Genomic DNA, 16,900 nt, shown 5'->3' with positions numbered 1-16,900 from the left:
AGGACAACTCATCCAACTCGCGATAGGTCAACTGCCGATCATCGGCCGGATCACCGGACGGACTGAACCGGACCGCGACCCCATCGGCCACCGACTCCGTAGCGGCCACCAGCAAATTCCCGAAGAGCAATTCGCCCCGGTGACGACCGCTTCGTACAGAACGACGACCAACAGCCACTTTCGACTCCCGCATATTACCTCCCGCGCGCCCACGCTAACCCACCCCCAACAATGGGAAATAGCCCCGCAATTGAACCGATATTTCATAGACTTCGATCGCCCCCGCACAGCTACGAGCGAGCCTAAACGAATAGCCGGTTCAACCACATCAGTATTGGCACGATATATACGTAGGTATGTTTGTCACCGTAATATCTCGGTATATCTGTAACAGTGCTCGATGAGGTCGAGGCTCCCGCCGACCGCTTGATCATCGGCTGCCGCCGGATCCGCACAGTCACGGAGCCTCGCTGACCACAGCCTCGCGAGTTCGGCCACCGCGCGGCGCAGATGCCGAACGACTCGCGGGAGACGACAGGCGACCGCTGCGAACGATCGTTATATCTCCAATGGCAGTCCGGCGTTAATGCAGTTATCTCTGGGCTTGGAGCCATGCATCGCCCCACCCACAGGCAGGGACTTACAACATAGACCGGATAGCGGTACAGGAATGCAAGGCAGTTGCCCTGCGACTCCCCCGCCGACCGAATCATCATCGGCAAGCCGAACCGTAACCCCATCCAGAGCCCGTGTCACACGGTACGATATTTGCAGACCCTGGGTATCCAGGTCGACGCTACCCGGGAATGCACTGCGTAATACCGGTTGCCGGCACTCCGCCCAATTGCCAGGAATATCCTCCGAACAATTCGGCCACATCTCATATGGCTGCCGTGGACTTCATCAGCTTCTTGAAGCCGATGAGCGCTGCAGCCAGCGTCAGGAAGCCGAGGTAGTGAATTCCTTTGCGGTCGTGGCGGATGTTGAGCCGGTGATAGCCGGTCAGCCACGACATCGTCCGTTCGATCACCCACCTGTGGCGGCCGAGGCGGACGGCGGACTCGATTCCCTTGCGCGCGATACGAACCGCGATGCCACGCCGGCGCACCCATCCCGGGATAGCCTTCACCAAAGCTCCGAGCGCGAGTCGTGCACGTTGACCCCCGAAATCGCCACCGCCAGTGGGATTCCCGCCCGATGCAGCCGCCGCCACACCCCCGCCTGCGTCCACACCGCGAACCGGCGATGCGCCGTGGGCACACTCACCCCGAACGACGGTGGCAGCATCCGCCACGCACAACCGCTGGTCAGCATATACACCACCGCCGTGAACACCGCCCGCTGGTCCACAGGAGTCATACCGCCGCCCTGCGGCCGCGGGGCGCGAACTCCGGCAGCAACGAAACCACTGCGTGCTACCGACGATGTCCGAATCTGTTGCCCGCCAGGCCCGGAAGCCACCCACGACGCGCAGTGCCGATCGCGTATGAGCTCGGTTCGGCAGGCACCGCGGCAGACGGGTCGTGACCGCTGTCGACCGCTTCCAGTGGCGCACCGGTGGCTTCGGGCCCGAATACGGCGACGATCACGCCCGCTGCGATCCAGCACGCGGCAACTGTCACAAACACCGCCGTATAGCCCAGTCCGGTGAAGATTGTCGGGATGAGCACCGGTCCCACCACGTTGGCGAGTCGTCCGGCGCCGTACGACAGTCCGCCTCCGAACGCCCGCACACTGAGCGGAAATATTTCGGGGGTGTAGGTATAGAGCAACGCCACGAAGGTCTGGCTCAGCATCGACACCAACAGTCCGAATCCGATGATCCCGGCGGCGCTGGAACTGTATCCGAAGGCGACTCCGCACGCTGCGATCACCGACGAGGTCGCCGCCATGAGCCATTTGCGGCTGAAGCGGTCCGATACCGCGAAAGCCAGCAGCGCACCTGGGACTGCGCCGATGGTGGTGAGCGCCGAGAAGGTCAACGATTTCGCCAGCGACAGACCGTGTTCGGCCAGCAGCGCCGGCACCCAGGAGGAGAAGGCATAGAAGCCGAGCATCGCCAGAACCCAGATCGCGAGTAGCACCAGCGTACGAGCACGCAGGGCTCGTCCCAGCAGTACAGCGAGCGCGGCGAGATGCGTATCGCGGTGGTCGTCGCCGTCCGTAACGAAGGTGACGTTGCTGCAGTCACCGCCCAACTGCTCCACGACATCGCGGGCGTCACTGTAGCGACCGACATGGACCAGCCAGCGGGGAGATTCGGGGAGCCGGGCGACCATCGGCACCGCTAGCAGGGCCAGGCCGCCGACGAGAAAGACGATCCGCCAGCCATCTGTCCCGCTTGGAATGACCGCGCGGGCCAGGAAGGCCACGGCGGGAATACCGGCCAGGCCGACGGCCAGCGTCAGGGATTGCGCCCGGCCGCGCGTCTTCGCGGGCATCGTCTCACTCAGGAAACTGATCGCCGCCACCGTCATCGCCGACAACCCCACCCCTGTACAGAACCGCAGCACCGCCATCACCCACACTCCAGATCCGGCGGCCGTCAGCAGCGAGAACAGCGAGAACAGTATCGTCGCCCAAGTCAGCGTGCGGCGGCGACCGAGGCGGTCGCTCACCCGGCCGGCGACAACGGCACCGAAGAACATGCCGAGAAAACCTGCCGAGGTGGCCATCGCGACATTGTCGAGAGTGAATCCGTCGTATTTTCGCAGGGCCGGTGCAGTGTAGGAGAAGGTGTTCAAGTCGGCGAATTCAAAGAAGAATACGATGGATACGGTCCAGATGACTCTTCGGTGTACCCGTGTCACGGGCAACCGGTCGATCATCGACGAGAGTGTCTGGGGCCGCGAGAGTGGTTCGAGCATGAATTCTCCGACTACGTTGTCATATTTCTGAAGGTTACGACGCCACCGGCATCATCGGAAGGATCGAACACCTCCGGCAGGTCGATGCGGTGTCGCCACACGCACTACATCGGATCGTAGTGACTCCAGTCACAATGCCGTAATGGCATGCGAAATACAAGAGTTCCAGCGCAATCCAAAAATGAATACCGCGATACGAAATCGTATCGCGGTATTCGAGAGAAAGTTTGGCAGCATAGTGCTACAGGAATCACGGTAGTGCGCGATGTATTCCGCTGGTCCGGAAAACACGCACCTATCTCTGATGACCCCGAGAGAGCGAATTGTCAGGCTGTGGCGCGCAGCAGGTTTACCAGTTGCTCGTCGTCGATCGTTTCGCCTGGTGCCAACTCGCGCACGCTGAAGTGGTCGCCCCGGACGTCCAGCACACCGATGTCGGTGATGATGGTGCTGATACAGGCTCGCGCGGTCAGTGGCAGGCTGCAGCGGCGGACGAGTTTCAAACTGCCGTCGCGGGTGCGATGGGTCATCACGGCGATCACCGTTTCAGCGCCGCCGGCCAGATCCATCGCTCCTCCGATGCCCTTGATGACTGATCCCCCGTCGGACCAGTTGGCCAGATCACCGGCGACCGAGACTTGCATCGCGCCCAGCACGGCGACGTCGATGTGGCCGCCGCGGATCATAGCGAAGGAGTCGGCCGAGTCGAAGAACGACGAGCCTGCGATGGTGGTCACTGTCTCCTTGCCCGCATTGACCAGGTCTGGATCCTCCTGTCCCGGGGCGGGATAGGCGCCCACGCCCATGATCCCGTTTTCCGATTGCACCATGATCGGCCGATCGTGCAGGTGGTCGGCTATCAGGGTGGGGATGCCGATGCCCAGGTTGACATACTGCCCGTCGCGCAGCTCCGCGGCGGCTCTGGCGGCGATCTGCTCTCGTGACCAACTCATGACGCGCAGCTTTCCGTGATCGTGCGGCGTACCTGCGGGTATGTCGTGCGCAGTCGTTCGATCGGCTTGTACATCCGGGCCTCTAATTCCACCACTCCCGAGACGAAGACCCCCGGCAGGTGGATGTCGTCGGCGGCGATCGCGCCCGCGTCCACCACCCGCACGACCTCCGCGACAGTGACGCGGGCGGCCATGGCGCACAGTGGGTTGAAGTTGCGCGCAGAGGAGTGGAAGCGGAGATTGCCCAGCGTGTCTGCGACTTCGGCGCGGATCAGCGCGACGTCGGCGGTGAGGCTGTGCTCGAGCAGGCACGCACGCCCGTCGATGGTGTCGACCTGGCGTGCGGCCGAATACTCGGCCACCGTCCCCTCGGGTGTGTATCGCACGGGAATACCACCCTCGGCCACCGCCGTGCCGACCCCGGTCGGTGTGTAGAACGCCGGAATGCCCGCCCCGCCTGCACGGAGCTTCTCGGCGAGGGTGCCCTGCGGGACAAGGTCCACGCGCAGCGATCCCTGCAGGTATTGCGCCAGGAACACCGGGTTGTCCCCGATATAGGAGCCGGTAACCCGGGACACACGGCCCGCGCGCAGCAGCGCGGTGACAGCGGAATCGGCCGGGCCGCAGTTGTTGGTGATGATGTGCAGATCGGTGGCCCCGGAGTCCAGCAGCGCCTCGAGCAGCGCGGCCGGCATGCCGCACAACCCGAACCCACCCAGGGCGATGGTCTGCCCGTCGGTCACCGTTGCTACCGCGGCCTGGGGTGTGTCAACAATCTTGTTCATCCTGATCTCCTCTGGTGGTGCTGTCGTTCGCTATGCCAGAGCCCGCGGCTGGATCGTCGTCGAGTACGGTGCCGAACTCCTCGACCGCGAACTGCCGGAACGTCTGTGCAGGTTCGGCCAGGTCGATTCCCGCGCGCCAGGCCAACCCGATCTCCCGATAGGCGCCGGCGTCGGTGAGCGGTACCTCGACCAGGTCAGCGACCGGTGCCGGCGCGGCGGGCACAATAGCGACCCCAAGTCCGGCGGCGACCAGTCCGCGCAACGTGCTGATGCCGGTCGCCTCGAACGCGATCCGCGGTTCGAAACCGGCCGCGCGGCACAGGTCATCGGCCATCTGCCGCATATAGTTACCCGGCTTGAGGGTCACGAAGTCATCGCTGGCCGCCGCAGCCAGCGGGGCCTCGGGTTCACCGGCGAGGTAGTGCTGCACGGGCACTGCCAGCACCAGCTGCTGCACGCCGAGCCGGGCGACCTCGATATCGGACCGGGTCGGCAGCGGAGCTGTCAGGCAAAGCTCGACCTGACCTTCCTGCAGAAGGCGCAGCAGTTGATCGGCACTGTCCTGTATCAGGGAGAACTTGATGTCGGGCGATTGCTCGCCGAACCGGCGCAGCAGCGAAGGCACTGCCTGTTCGCCGAGCGTATGCAGAAACGCCAGCGTCACCTGCCGTCGCGCTGCGCCGACCTGTAATTCCTCGATCGCGGCCGCCAGCACGGACAGGGCCTGCTGGACTGGTTTGATCAGCTGCTCCCCGTCGGCGGTGAGCGCTATGCCGCTGTGTACGCGAGCGCACAACCGGACTCCGAGGACATTCTCGAGCCGGGCCAGGTGGCGGGTGACTGTCGGCTGTGGCACCCCCAGCACCGCGGCGGCTTTGGTGACCTGTCCCTCCTGGGCGATCGCGGAAAATTGCACCAGCATCGGGCACACCGTATTCAGAACATCATGCGGATACGAATTATGCGGTTCATTCATTTTCGAATCACCGCTATGCAATATTGACTTTCTGCATGCCATGGAATCATCGTTGACCCTCGTTTCTGTCAGCTGCTAACGTCGAATCTAGAGCACCGACGCGCTATCGGGCAATAGCTCGTGATCGAGCAATACTTGCCAAAAAATCATCCGTCGGGCTCTGTCTTCGGTCGATCGAGTCATGGCAGCCGAATTCAGATCTTGCGAAGGGAAAACGATGACAACGGAAGAAATAACAGCCGACGCGCTGGATATGTTCGACACATTTGTCAGCGCGGGCTGGACCGACGGTCTGCCCGTCATTCCGCCGACTGCGCGGCGGGTCGCGGAATTCGTGGAGCGCACCGGACGCGCCGGCGATGAGGTCATAGCCGAGATCGCTCCGCTGGGCGGGGCGGCGACGACCGAGAAGATCGCCGCCAACGCCGTCATGGCCGGATGCGCCCCGGACCACATGCCGGTGCTGATCGCCGCCCTCCAGGCGGCGACCGATCCTGCGATGAACATCGGCGGTATTCAATGCTCGACTCATATGGCGTCGCCGTTGCTGATCGTGCACGGGCCGATCCGTCAGGAGTTGGGCATCAACTCTGGTGCCAACAGCTTCGGACAGGGCGTGCGGGCGAACGCGACGCTTGGGCGCGCCCTCAAACTCGCACTGGTCAACATCGGTGGATCACACCCCGGTGAGGCGGACAAGGCCACTCTGGGCCAGCCCGGCAAGTTCACTTTCTGCATCGGCGAGAACGAAGAGGACTCGCCTTGGCAGGGGCTGCACGTCGACCGGGGATTGTCCAGGAACGACAGCGCGGTCACTCTCTACGGCGCCGAGGGCCCGCAGAACATCAACAACCAGATTGCCGACAACCCGTACGACATCCTCACCACTGTCGCGGGGATGATGACGAACCTCGGATCGAACCACATCTTCATCCAGGGCGAGAGCTTCGTGGTGCTGTGCCCCGAGCACGCCGGGATCATCGCCGAGGCCGGTTGGACCAAGGCCGATATCAAGCACTTCCTGTTCCAGAACGCCACGCGCAGCGTCCGCGAGATCGGGGCCGGTGGAATCCACGGCCGCAAGGTGCACAACTACCCGACCTGGCCGCGCTTCGTCGACCGCGACGACCTCGATGCGCGCGTCCCGGTCACTCGCCGTGTCGATGACATCACCGTCATCGTCACCGGCGGCCCCGGACGGCACTCGGCATATCTGCCCGGCTGGGGCACCCGGTCGGTCACCCGCAAGATCGAAGCATGAAAGGTTGGCAGCACATGTCTACTGCGATCGTTGACATCAACGGAAGCGAACAATCCAGTGCGGCAAAGTATTTGGTTGAGACTCTCGGGCTGGTCGATCCGACGGTGAACGCCGTAGCGGTCGCTGAATCCAAGCTCGAGGGTACTGCGGCGCCACGCCTGAGTGCGCTTGTCGGCGCGCGCGGCGTACTGCTGGACAACACCAAGGGCAACGCCGGGCCGCTGCTGCGGCATGTGGGGGACCTGCTCGAGCAGAAGTACGGTGTGCAGTCGCTGAGGATGGCACGCAAGCTCGTCTACTCCCGCCCGGCCGACCCGGCGCTGCTCGACGAGCTCGCTCGTGACTACGAGTTCGTCGTGACCGGCGTCGGCGCGTGCGGCTCGTGTACCTCCGGTTGCGTGCGTGACGCTGTCGACCTCGAGGCCCGCGGCATTCCGACCGTCGCTATCCACACGACGGTGTTCATGAACTCCGCGATCGCCCACCGCGGCGCGTTCGGTCGTCCCGACCTGCAGTTCGTGCCGGTCGAGCACCCTATCGCCGCGGTCAGCGACGCCGAGCTCGAGCGACGCGCTGTCGCGCTGGTCGACGATGTCGCTGCGATTCTGATCGGAGACAAGGCATGAGCAGCATCCGCGAAGACGTAGAACGAGCTCTCGACGGGCTGCGGCAGGGCTTCCAGGCCGACGGCGCGGACCTCACCGTCGAAGAGGCGACCGAGTCCCAGGTCACGCTACGGCTGGTTGGCGGCGAGGAGACCTGCTGGGAATGCATCGTGGCCCCCGGCCAACTGCGTGACGTGGTCGGATCGGTGCTGCACGAGACCATCGGATCGCGTCCCTCGGTCCAGGTGATCGACCCGCGCAGCGACCAATGAGCGCCCGGTGGCCGGGGCCCAGCACGGGCGCCTCACCCGGCCACCGGCGCCCTCACTACACCGCGGTCGGGCTTGGGTGCATACACACCAAGGCTGCCGACCGGGGTGTGCCCGCGACACGGCCATGCCGTGCCGAAACGACTCCGAACCGAGAAGCCGATGACTCTGACCACAAGCCCTGGAGCGCACTCCGACACCGGACACAGGCGCCCACTGAACCCCCACGACTTCATCGACATCGAGGCATTCCTGTCCGACGACGAGCGCCTCATTCGCGATACCGTCCGTCAGTTCGTGCGCCGCGAACTGCTCGACAAGATCACTGATGCCTACACTGCCGGGCACCTGCCCGAGGGATTCCGCGCCGCGGCCGGCGAACTGGGATTGCTGGGCATGCACCTGACCGGCTACGGCTGCGCCGGCACCAGCGCGGTCGCCTACGGCCTGGCGTGCCTCGAACTCGAGGCCGGTGACTCGGGGCTGCGCAGCTTCGTGTCCGTGCAGGGATCGCTGGCCATGTTCGCTATCTGGCGCTTCGGCAGCGAAGAGCAGAAGCAGCAGTGGCTGCCGAGGTTGGCGAAGGGTACCGCGGTCGGCTGCTTCGGGCTGACCGAACCCGATTCCGGCAGCGATCCCGGTTCCATGACCACCAACGCCCGCATCGAGCAGGGCCGATGGCTGCTCAACGGCGTCAAGATGTGGATAACCAACGGCGGCATCGCCGACGTCGCGGTGGTGTGGGCCAAGACCCCCGATGGCATCCGGGGCTTCGTCGTGCCCTGCGACACTCCCGGTTTCTCGACCAGAAACGTCCCGAGCAAGTTGTCGCTGCGCGCCTCGACCACGTCCGAACTGATCCTCCAGGATGTATCGCTACCTGCCGAGGCTGTGCTGCCCGAGGCCGACGGGCTGCGAGCACCGCTGGCGTGCCTGGACGAGGCCCGATACGGCATCGTCTGGGGCGCCGTCGGTGCCGGACGCGCCGCCTTCGAGGCCGGGCTCGAATACGCCCGCACTCGCGTCCAGTTCGGCCGGCCCATCGCCGGATTCCAACTCACCCAGGAAAAACTGGTCAACATGGCCACCAAGGTCAACACCTCACTCCTGCTGGCCCTGCACCTGGGCCGGCTCAAGGACTCTGGTCAGTTGCACCCCCAGCAGGTCAGCCTCGGCAAGCGGCACAACGTCAGCGCCGCGCTCGAGGTCACCCGCGAGGCACGAACCATCCTCGGCGCCAACGGCATCACCAGTGAGTACCCGGTGATGCGTCACATGGCCAACCTCGAATCGGTCCTCACCTACGAGGGAACCGCGGAAATCCACACCCTTGTCGTCGGCCAAGCCCTCACGGGCCTGAGCGCCTTCCGCTGACCGGAGGAATCCCATGGAATCGGTTCGAAACGTCATCATCATCGGCGGTGGCCCCGCCGGCTACACCGCAGCTATATACGCCGCACGGGCAAGCCTCGCACCGCTGGTGTTCGAAGGAAGCCAATACGGCGGCGCGCTCATGCAGACCACGGCCGTGGAGAACTTCCCCGGCTTCGTCGGAGGAATCCAAGGCCCCGAACTCATGGACACCCTACGCAAACAGGCCGAACATTACGGGGCCGAACTCCTCACCCAGGATGTGTCCAGCGTGGATCTGGCAGGGGAGATCAAGGCCGTGACTGTTGACGGTCGCGAGTACCGTGCCCGCACCGTCGTTTTGGCGATGGGATCGGCCTATCGCAGCCTGGGCATCCCCAACGAGGAACGTCTGTCCCGGCATGGGATGTCGTGGTGCGCGACCTGCGACGGGTTCTTCTTCCGGGACCACACCATCGCAGTCGTCGGTGGCGGCGACTCAGCACTGGAGGAAGCGATGTTCCTGACTCGGTTCGCTGAAAGCGTCACCCTCGTGCACCGCCGGGACACGCTCCGAGCATCCAAAATCATGCAGAAACGCGCGTTCGCCAACGACAAGATCCGATTCCAGTGGAACAGCGTCCCCCTCAACGTCACTGGCGCGCAGGAAGTCGAAGGTCTCACCGTGCGCGACACTGTGACCGGCGTTTCCTCGACGCTACCTGTGACCGGGGTGTTCGTCGCCATCGGCCATGAGCCGCGCAGCGAGTTGGTCCGTGGAAAGGTAGCTCTGGACGACGCCGGCTATGTCGTAACCCGGGGGCGATCGACCCGCACCGACGTTGCCGGTGTCTTCGCCTGCGGTGACCTCGTCGATCACACTTATCGGCAGGCGATCACGGCGGCGGGCAGCGGCTGTAGCGCGGCGCTGGATGTCGAACGTTACCTCGCCGACACTGCTGACGTCGACGCCGAAGTGAGCGCATGAAGAGGTACGAAGCTTGTGCCGATTCCGGTCAACCAAGACAGGCAAGGGAACTGATCATGTCGGATTACACACTGACCGTCACCGATGACACCTTCGACGAACTGGTTTTGACCAGTAGCGGACCGGTCCTCGTCGACTTCTGGGCACCGTGGTGCGTGCCGTGCAAGAAGCTGTCGCCGGTCCTCGACGAAATCGCCGCAGAATACCGAAACAAGATCATCATTGCCAAGCTGGACGTCGACGCAAACCCGAACTCCACCAAGAACTACCGCGTCATGTCCCTTCCGACCATGATCGTGTTCCATAGCGGCGAAGCCATCCACCGTATCGTGGGTCCCAAAGAAAAGGCCTCGTTGCTGAACGCCATCGATACCGCCCTGTCCTGATCACCCCTGCCACCTCGAGGACACGATCCACAGGGGGCATGCAACGTGGTGCCGCGGCTCCGGATGCCTCGAACAAGCACCGGAATGCGTGAGCCGGGCGCAGCCATCGACCGGGTCGGGCACACGTTCGACATAGCCCACGCGTTCGAGTTGGCCGACCAGGCATTCGGCGGCCTGCTTGGTCACCTACGCCTGCTCCCCGGCCCGGTCAGGCAGGTTGCGTGGGCACGCCGGGCGAATGATATGCACTATACATATAGCATGTACAAGGCATGTTCCTGCTGCTTTGGTGAAAGGTTGTCATGGCCGACTCCGCTCTTCTCGTGATGGATGTCCAGCGTGCGGTGGTGGACCGATATCCGGGGCCGGGTTATCTGTCGCGGCTGCAGACGGCGATCCGATCTGCTCGGGCGGCCGGGTTGCCGGTTGTCTACATAGCTGTCGGTTTCCGGGCCGGTGGACCCGAGATCAGCCCGCGCAACAAGATGTTCGGCCGCCTCGCCGGTGCGCCGGTTCTGGCCGGTGCCGACGTGGCCGCGGAGATCCATCCGGACATCGCTCCCGAGTCCGGCGACATCGTGGTGACCAAGCGGCGCGTCAGCGGGTTCGCGGGCAGTGATCTCGAGATGGTGCTGCGGGCCGGGGAGATCCGGCACCTCGTGCTGACCGGCATCGCGACCAGCGGTGTCGTGCTGTCCACCCTTCGGCAGGCCGCCGACCTGGATTTCGGCCTCACGGTGCTGTCGGACGGTTGCCTCGACAACGATCCGGAGGTTCATCGGGTCTTGATCGACAAGGTATTTCCGCAGCAAGCCGAGGTGATGACGGTAGCGGACTGGAGTGAGGCTATTTCGGGGTAGAGCGGGCGGCGGCCTCGATGCCACGGTGTTCACCCACGACCTCGACCGCGCCCACGCCGTCGCACGGCGATTGCATCTCAGGCGCCCGCCACCGACAGCAACTCCGCTAGGTGAACGGCACGGCGATCACGCAGATCCTCGATCTGTGTCCGGCACGAGAAACCGTCGGCCAACACGACGGCGTCGGGCGCGGAATCCAGCGCCGGGAGCAGTTGCTGTTCCGCGACCCGCACCGACACCTCGTAGTGGCCGAGTTCGACGCCGAAGTTGCCGGCCAGCCCGCAACAGCCGGACAGCGTCGTGACGGTCGCGCCGGTGCGGGCCAGGAGCGCCCGGTCGGCGCCCCATCCGAGGATCGCGTGGTGGTGGCAGTGCGGCTGGGCGACCACGGTGACGCCGGTGAGGTCGGGCGGCGTCCACGCGCCCGATTCGGCGGCCTCGGCCAGCAGTTCGGCCACTGTGCGGGTCGCGCCGGCTACGAGCCGAGCGTCGGCCTCGAGCGACGTGCCCGCGAAAAGCTCCAGCGCGTCCGAGCGCAGGACAGCGGTGCAGGACGGCTCGATGCCGACCACCGGGGCGCCGGCGCGCACTGCCGCCGCCAGCTCGGTGACCGCGCGACCGAGGATCCGCCTGGCCGCACCCAGCTGTCCGGTGGTGATCCAGGTCAACCCGCAGCAGAGCCCGTCGCCGGGCAGCCGGGGCTCGTAACCGGCCTCGCGCAGTACACGGACGGTCGCCTGCGCCGCCTCCGGCGAGAACGCGTCCGAGAAGCTGTCCACGAACAGGATGACCGGGGTGCCCGTCGTTGCTTCTTCGGTCGCATGCCGCGCCCACCACCGGCGAAACGGAGTGGCGGCGAAGGCCGGAACCGAACGCCGCCGGTCGACGCCCGCGAGGAACAGCGCCGCAGCGCCCAGCCCCGGCAGCCTGGTGGTCACATTGGCGACCCGCGCGAGACCGGGGATCCGACCGACCACCCGGCTCCAGCGTGGCAGCTGACCGAGCGTGTAATGGGCGCGCGGCCGCAAGCGACGCCGAAAGCGCTGGTACAACGCCTCGGACTTGTAGGTGGCCATATCAATGCCGGTCGGGCAGTCGGACGCACAGCCCTTACAGGACAGGCACAGGTCGAGCGACTCCGCGACGGCCTCCGAGCGCCAGTCGAGCTCGCCACGCACGACGTCCTGCAACACGCGAGCGCGACCGCGGGTCGAGTCCTTCTCCTCGCGAGTGGCGAGATAGGACGGGCACATCACGCCGCCCGCCGCCGAGTTGTCGGCGCGGCACTTGCCGACGCCCGTGCACCGGTGCACCGCTTGGGCGAGGTCGCCTCCATCGTGTTCGTAGGCGAAGGCCAGGCTTTTGCGGTAGGGGCCGACACCCGCGGGCCGGATGTCGGCGTCGAACGGGTCCGGGTCGACCAGCACGCCCCGGTTGAGCAGGTTCGCGGGGTCGAAGGCGTGCTTGACCTCACCGAACAGCGCGATCGCGTCGGCCGAGTAGGTACGCGCGAGCAGTTCGCCGCGGGCCCTGCCGTCGCCGTGCTCACCGGAGATGGAGCCGCCGTACTCGCTCACCAGATCGGCTCCGGCCAACAGGAACTCGCGCATCACCCGCGTCCCGTCGGGCCGGTCGAAGGGGAAGTCGAGACGCACATGCATGCAACCGTCGCCGAAATGACCGTAGGGCGCCGATGTCATGCCGAAGCTCTCCACCAGCTCGTCGAAGCGGGCCAGGTACGAGCCGAGGCGGGCGGGCGGCACCGCCGCGTCCTCGAGCCCCGACCAGGCGGGGCGGCCGGAAGGCGCCCGGCCGGCCAGGCCGGACCCGTCCTCGCGAATGCGCCACAGCCGCGCCTGAGTAGCGGGGTCCTCGATGATCCGCGAGTCGACGCCGAGGTCGGCGGCGACCAGCGCTCGGGCGCGGTCGAGCACCTCCGCGCGGTCGTTGCCCGCGATCTCGACGAACAACCACGCGCGACCGCGCGGCATCGGCGGAATCGCCGCGTCACCACGGCGGCTGCGCAGGACATCGGTCAGTCGCTCGTCCATCCCCTCGCACGCCGTGGGCCCGAAGGTGACGACCGTCGGCGCCGCCTCGCCCGCGGCGGCGATGTCGGCGAAGCCGAGAGCCACCACAACACGGTGCTTCGGATCCTCGACCAACCGCACAGTGGCCTCGGTGAGCACGCCCAGCGTGCCCTCCGAGCCGATGAGCAACCGGCCGAGGTCGAAGCGCTCGGGCAGCAGGTGCTGCACCGCGTACCCGCTGAGCTGCCGGCCGAAGCGGTCGAACTCGGTGCGGGCGCAGGCGAGGTGCCGGTCGGCGGCGCCGCGCAGCTCCGCCAGGAGCCGGTCGGGCGCTTCGGCGGTGGGCAGCCCGGCGTCGTCGTATCCGGTGCGTACGGTCTGGCCGTCGGCCAGCAAGTGGGTCATGGCGAGGACGTTGTCGGAGGTGCGGCCGTAGCCGAGTGCGCGATTGCCGCAGGCGTTGTTGCCGATCATCCCGCCGATCGTGCAGCGCGGGTGGCTCGACGGATCGGGGCCGAACCGGAGGCCGTGCGGTAGGGCCAGCTTCTGGAGGGAGGCGTGCACCGTTCCGGGCTCGACGAGCGCCGAGCGCGTCGCCGGGTCCACGTCGATCACCCGGTTGAGGTAGCGGTTGAAGTCCAGGACCAGACCGCGCCCGATCGCGTTGCCCGCGATCGAGGTGCCGCCGCCGCGAGAGGTGAGCGGCACGCCGAGTTCCCGCGCCGCGCCGAGGGCCGCGGAAACCTCGTCGACGGTCCGCGGCCGGACCACGGCCAGCGGCGGGATTCGGTACAGCGACGCGTCGCTCGCGTACATCGCCCTGGTGCCCTCGTCGTCGCGGAACTCCAGGCCCGCGCGGCGCAATGTCGAAGCGACGTCGGCCTTCTCGGGTGCATGGTCCACGCTGGTCATGAGTAACATGTTACTCATGACCGACAGTCCCTCGCTCACTGACCGTGTCGTGATCGCGGTGCGCGAGGGTATCCGCGACAAGCGTTTCGTGCCAGAGGAGACGTACTCGGTCTATCGACTCGCCGAACTCCTCGGCGTCTCGCGCAGCCCGGTCCGCGAGGCGATGCTCAAGCTCGCGGAGGCCGGACTCGTGGAGATCGCGCGCAACCGCGGCTTTCGCGTCGTGCTGCCCGCCCCGCGCGACGTCGCCGAGATCTTCGCCGTCCGGCTCGCGCTGGAGCCCACCGCGGCACGCCGGGCCGCCGAGCGCGCCGTCGATCTCGCGACCCCCTTCGCCGCACTCGACCGGGCCGCCGAAGCCGATGATCACGAGGCATTCTGGGTCGCGGACCGAGCCTGGCACGACGTCGTGCTGCGCGGCTCCGGTAACGGCAGAGCCGCCGACATCGTCGCCTCGCTGCGAGCGACGACGGCGCTCCTCGGTCCCCCGACCAGGCGCTCACTCACGGACGTGCGCGACGAGCACCGGCCCGTCGTCGCCGCCACCCTGGCCGGCGACCCGGACGCCGCGGAGACGGCCATGCGCGATCACCTGATCCGCACCGGCCGGCTGCTGGTCGCCCAGGTGGCCGGCGTCCCACCCGCCGACCCTGTCGTCGCCCGGGTGTGGGAGGAGGTGGTCGGCTCACCAGCAGACCCGGGCCGCACATTTCAGACTCTGATCGCCTGTCCGACAGCGCATCCGACGCTGACCGAAAACGCGCGACATATCGAGGAGCTGGATGGCCCTGGGGGCCGCTGAGCGAACCGGAATTGTGTACGGTGACCCGACTTCCGACGCGCGGCGATGATCGGTCCGGAAAAATCCTGGAATCATGTGCCGTGGGCGGTGAGAATGCCCGGGCGGCTCCGTCCTAAAGGTACGAACGGACCTCGACGAAGGAGCAAGCACCATGCAACCTGACCGGATCGCGGCGATCCTGAACCTCCCGATCAGCCAGGAACTCCTGGCCCGCGACCTGCTGCGCATGGCCTACGTCGCCCAGGACGGCACACCCCGCAACATCCCCATCGCCTTCACCTGGAACGGCTCGCAGATCGTGGTCTGCACCGCGAAGAACGCCCCGAAACTGCCCGCCCTGCGGCGCCACCCCCAGGTCGCGCTGACCATCGACACCGAGGTCCATCCGCCGAAGATCCTGCTCATTCGCGGCCGGGCGGAGCTGGACGTGGTCGACGGCATCCCGCAGGAGTACTTGCAGATGAACGGCAGCTACGAGATGACGCCCGAGCAGCGCGTCGAGTGGGAGGCCGAGGTCCGCTCGCTCTACGACGGCATGGTCCGGATCGTCATCACTCCGACCTGGGCGAAGCTGATCGACTTCGACACCACCCTGCCCACCGCGGTCGAGGAGCTGATCCGGCAGCGGGCCGAGCGCGCCTGAACCGGTCACCCGGCCAGAACGATCTCGAAGGAGAATCTCAATGACGGTCCATCGGATGGATCACGCCGGCATCGTGGTCGAGGATCTCGCGGCCGCTGTCGCGTTCTTCGTCGAACTGGGGCTGGAGCTGGAGGGCGAGGCGACTGTCGGCGGGCAATGGGCCGATGATCTGCTCGGGCTGGACGGCGTTCGAGCGGACATCGCCGTCGTCCGGACTCCCGACGGGCATGGGCGGGTCGAGCTTTCGACGTTCCGGTCGCCGCCGACCACGAGCACCGCGCCGAAGGCGCCGGTGAACACTCCGGGCATTCCTCGCCTGACGTTCGTGCTCGACGATGTCGAGGAGGTCCTGGGCCGACTGCGTGCCCACGGCGCCGAACTCGTGGGCACGGTAGCCCGATACGAGGACATCTACCGGTACTGCTACGTGCGCGGGCCCGAGGGCATCATCATCGGTCTGGTCGAGGAACTGCGTTGACTCCCCAGCAGTTGGTCAGTGTGGCCGCAGGCCGGCGAGGGTGAGGCCGACGAGTCGCGCCACCGCCTCGTCGGATGTCGACTCGGCGGCGCCCGCGAGGGCGTGCAGGCAGTAGGTGGACAGCTCCGCGGCTGGAACGTCGTCGCGGATCTCGCCCGCGTCCGCGCCCTCGACCAGAAGCTGCTCGATCAGGTCTCGGAGCTGCTGCTGCGCGGTCACGATCGAGGGATCGGGATGTAGGAACCGCACGAGATCCTGGTCGTGGCTTCGGGTTTGGCGGGCGATGTGCGCATACGCGGTCAGCACGGCGTGCAGGCGCTCACCCGGACCGCCGGCGCCCTCGCGGACGCGGGTGAGTTGAACTATGTGCGCGTCGATCTGGCGGGCGTGCCAGGTCCGCAGGATCGTCTCGACATCCGGGAAGTATTTGTACAGCGTGGCCCGGCCGATCCCGGCCCGCTCGGCGACCTGCGACATCGTCACCCCGCGCAACCCCTCCTCGAACACCAGCGCCGCCGCGGCGTCCAGGACCGCATCGCGCACCTGCGAACGGTGGGTCTCGATCGTGTCGTTCCACAGCTTCGGCACCACACCACCATACAGAACCACCGCGGTAGATACATTTCCTCTTGACTATAGACACGCTGTCTCGATAAATTGGCTGTGCGCTCACCAGAACGCGATTCACTCCTCGGTAGGAGACGCTGATGTTCACCCCCACCCATTCCCCGCACC

16 protein-coding genes and 1 pseudogene are annotated in these 16,900 nt (G+C 66.1%); 10 read left to right on the top strand and 7 right to left on the bottom strand.

Annotated features, from left to right (window positions below):
* Positions 1 to 1,012: 1,012 nt before the first annotated feature.
* The 5 genes and pseudogenes from JZ791_RS47265 to JZ791_RS39555 form a co-directional block, all read right to left on the bottom strand.
* Positions 1,013 to 1,434 (bottom strand): annotated as a pseudogene (locus JZ791_RS47265) (transposase); the annotation flags it as partial.
* A complete protein-coding gene (locus JZ791_RS39570) occupies positions 1,416 to 2,828 on the bottom strand; it encodes an MFS transporter (protein ID WP_254207154.1) in 1,413 nt (470 codons plus the stop codon). The gene JZ791_RS39570 and the pseudogene JZ791_RS47265, both read right to left, overlap by 19 nt.
* A 365-nt stretch (positions 2,829 to 3,193) precedes the next feature.
* Positions 3,194 to 3,820 (bottom strand): 3-oxoacid CoA-transferase subunit B, encoded by a 627-nt coding sequence (locus JZ791_RS39565; protein WP_216902367.1) that lies wholly within the window; start codon positions 3,818 to 3,820, stop codon positions 3,194 to 3,196.
* The gene (locus JZ791_RS39560) at positions 3,817 to 4,605 is read right to left on the bottom strand and encodes a CoA transferase subunit A (protein ID WP_254207153.1); all 789 of its coding nucleotides are present in this window, start codon (positions 4,603 to 4,605) and stop codon (positions 3,817 to 3,819) included. Before JZ791_RS39560 ends, JZ791_RS39565 begins: the two co-directional genes overlap by 4 nt.
* Positions 4,589 to 5,527, bottom strand: a complete 939-nt coding sequence (locus JZ791_RS39555; RefSeq protein WP_216902365.1) for a LysR family transcriptional regulator — start codon at positions 5,525 to 5,527, stop codon at positions 4,589 to 4,591. The genes JZ791_RS39560 and JZ791_RS39555 overlap by 17 nt, the downstream gene beginning before the upstream one ends.
* A 271-nt stretch (positions 5,528 to 5,798) precedes the next feature.
* Here JZ791_RS39555 and JZ791_RS39550 point away from each other — a divergent pair, with 271 nt between their 5' ends.
* From JZ791_RS39550 to JZ791_RS39520, 7 genes are all read left to right on the top strand, one after another.
* Positions 5,799 to 6,842: a hypothetical protein gene (locus JZ791_RS39550; protein WP_216902363.1), complete on the top strand. Its 1,044-nt coding sequence runs from the start codon at positions 5,799 to 5,801 to the stop codon at positions 6,840 to 6,842.
* A gap of 14 nt (positions 6,843 to 6,856) precedes the next feature.
* Positions 6,857 to 7,468 (top strand): UGSC family (seleno)protein, encoded by a 612-nt coding sequence (locus tag JZ791_RS39545; protein ID WP_216902361.1) that lies wholly within the window; start codon positions 6,857 to 6,859, stop codon positions 7,466 to 7,468.
* Positions 7,465 to 7,719, top strand: coding sequence for a NifU family protein (locus JZ791_RS39540; RefSeq protein ID WP_216902359.1), 255 nt, complete (start codon positions 7,465 to 7,467; stop codon positions 7,717 to 7,719). The genes JZ791_RS39545 and JZ791_RS39540 overlap by 4 nt, the downstream gene beginning before the upstream one ends.
* Before the next feature lie 159 nt (positions 7,720 to 7,878).
* Positions 7,879 to 9,090 carry an acyl-CoA dehydrogenase family protein gene (locus JZ791_RS39535; RefSeq protein WP_216902357.1) on the top strand — a complete coding sequence of 404 codons (1,212 nt, stop codon included), beginning with the start codon at positions 7,879 to 7,881 and terminating at the stop codon, positions 9,088 to 9,090.
* Positions 9,091 to 9,103: 13 nt separating this feature from the next.
* The gene (gene trxB, locus JZ791_RS39530) at positions 9,104 to 10,054 is read left to right on the top strand and encodes a thioredoxin-disulfide reductase (RefSeq protein ID WP_216902355.1); all 951 of its coding nucleotides are present in this window, start codon (positions 9,104 to 9,106) and stop codon (positions 10,052 to 10,054) included.
* A gap of 56 nt (positions 10,055 to 10,110) precedes the next feature.
* Complete coding sequence (trxA, locus tag JZ791_RS39525) at positions 10,111 to 10,440, top strand: thioredoxin (RefSeq protein ID WP_216902373.1); 330 nt, start codon at positions 10,111 to 10,113, stop codon at positions 10,438 to 10,440.
* Between the two features lie 302 nt (positions 10,441 to 10,742).
* Positions 10,743 to 11,300, top strand: coding sequence for a cysteine hydrolase family protein (locus JZ791_RS39520; protein ID WP_216902353.1), 558 nt, complete (start codon positions 10,743 to 10,745; stop codon positions 11,298 to 11,300).
* A 77-nt stretch (positions 11,301 to 11,377) separates the two neighbouring features.
* Here the strand turns inward: JZ791_RS39520 and JZ791_RS39515 are convergent, their stop codons facing one another.
* Positions 11,378 to 14,251 (bottom strand): FAD-binding and (Fe-S)-binding domain-containing protein, encoded by a 2,874-nt coding sequence (locus JZ791_RS39515; protein WP_216902371.1) that lies wholly within the window; start codon positions 14,249 to 14,251, stop codon positions 11,378 to 11,380.
* A gap of 7 nt (positions 14,252 to 14,258) precedes the next feature.
* On the opposite strand from JZ791_RS39515, the gene JZ791_RS39510 reads away from it, so the two are divergent.
* From JZ791_RS39510 to JZ791_RS39500, 3 genes are all read left to right on the top strand, one after another.
* The gene (locus tag JZ791_RS39510) at positions 14,259 to 15,044 is read left to right on the top strand and encodes a GntR family transcriptional regulator (RefSeq protein WP_216902351.1); all 786 of its coding nucleotides are present in this window, start codon (positions 14,259 to 14,261) and stop codon (positions 15,042 to 15,044) included.
* A 151-nt stretch (positions 15,045 to 15,195) separates the two neighbouring features.
* Positions 15,196 to 15,687: a pyridoxamine 5'-phosphate oxidase family protein gene (locus JZ791_RS39505; RefSeq protein ID WP_216902349.1), complete on the top strand. Its 492-nt coding sequence runs from the start codon at positions 15,196 to 15,198 to the stop codon at positions 15,685 to 15,687.
* A 40-nt stretch (positions 15,688 to 15,727) separates the two neighbouring features.
* A complete protein-coding gene (locus JZ791_RS39500) occupies positions 15,728 to 16,165 on the top strand; it encodes a VOC family protein (protein WP_216902347.1) in 438 nt (145 codons plus the stop codon).
* Positions 16,166 to 16,180: 15 nt separating this feature from the next.
* Here the strand turns inward: JZ791_RS39500 and JZ791_RS39495 are convergent, their stop codons facing one another.
* Positions 16,181 to 16,753, bottom strand: coding sequence for a TetR/AcrR family transcriptional regulator (locus tag JZ791_RS39495; RefSeq protein ID WP_216902345.1), 573 nt, complete (start codon positions 16,751 to 16,753; stop codon positions 16,181 to 16,183).
* Between the last annotated feature and the right edge of the window lie 147 nt (positions 16,754 to 16,900).

The sequence above is a fragment of the Nocardia alni genome (genome assembly GCF_019038435.1).
Classification (GTDB): domain Bacteria; phylum Actinomycetota; class Actinomycetes; order Mycobacteriales; family Mycobacteriaceae; genus Nocardia; species Nocardia alni.
This window is presented reverse-complemented; position numbering and strand designations above follow the sequence as displayed.

Excerpts from the sequence above, each read along its gene's own strand:
- JZ791_RS39500 (WP_216902347.1), top strand. The coding sequence starts at position 15,728 with ATGACGGTCCATCGGATGGATCACGCCGGCATCGTGGTCGAGGATCTC.
- JZ791_RS39565 (WP_216902367.1), bottom strand. The coding sequence starts at position 3,820 with ATGAGTTGGTCACGAGAGCAGATCGCCGCCAGAGCCGCCGCGGAGCTG.
- JZ791_RS39570 (WP_254207154.1), bottom strand. The coding sequence starts at position 2,828 with ATGATCGACCGGTTGCCCGTGACACGGGTACACCGAAGAGTCATCTGG.
- JZ791_RS39515 (WP_216902371.1), bottom strand. The coding sequence starts at position 14,251 with ATGTTACTCATGACCAGCGTGGACCATGCACCCGAGAAGGCCGACGTC.
- JZ791_RS39550 (WP_216902363.1), top strand. The coding sequence starts at position 5,799 with ATGACAACGGAAGAAATAACAGCCGACGCGCTGGATATGTTCGACACA.
- JZ791_RS39510 (WP_216902351.1), top strand. The coding sequence starts at position 14,259 with ATGACCGACAGTCCCTCGCTCACTGACCGTGTCGTGATCGCGGTGCGC.
- trxA (WP_216902373.1), top strand. The coding sequence starts at position 10,111 with ATGTCGGATTACACACTGACCGTCACCGATGACACCTTCGACGAACTG.
- trxB (WP_216902355.1), top strand. The coding sequence starts at position 9,104 with ATGGAATCGGTTCGAAACGTCATCATCATCGGCGGTGGCCCCGCCGGC.
- JZ791_RS39540 (WP_216902359.1), top strand. The coding sequence starts at position 7,465 with ATGAGCAGCATCCGCGAAGACGTAGAACGAGCTCTCGACGGGCTGCGG.
- JZ791_RS39505 (WP_216902349.1), top strand. The coding sequence starts at position 15,196 with ATGCAACCTGACCGGATCGCGGCGATCCTGAACCTCCCGATCAGCCAG.
- JZ791_RS39560 (WP_254207153.1), bottom strand. The coding sequence starts at position 4,605 with ATGAACAAGATTGTTGACACACCCCAGGCCGCGGTAGCAACGGTGACC.
- JZ791_RS39535 (WP_216902357.1), top strand. The coding sequence starts at position 7,879 with ATGACTCTGACCACAAGCCCTGGAGCGCACTCCGACACCGGACACAGG.
- JZ791_RS39520 (WP_216902353.1), top strand. The coding sequence starts at position 10,743 with ATGGCCGACTCCGCTCTTCTCGTGATGGATGTCCAGCGTGCGGTGGTG.
- JZ791_RS39555 (WP_216902365.1), bottom strand. The coding sequence starts at position 5,527 with ATGCTGGTGCAATTTTCCGCGATCGCCCAGGAGGGACAGGTCACCAAA.
- JZ791_RS39545 (WP_216902361.1), top strand. The coding sequence starts at position 6,857 with ATGTCTACTGCGATCGTTGACATCAACGGAAGCGAACAATCCAGTGCG.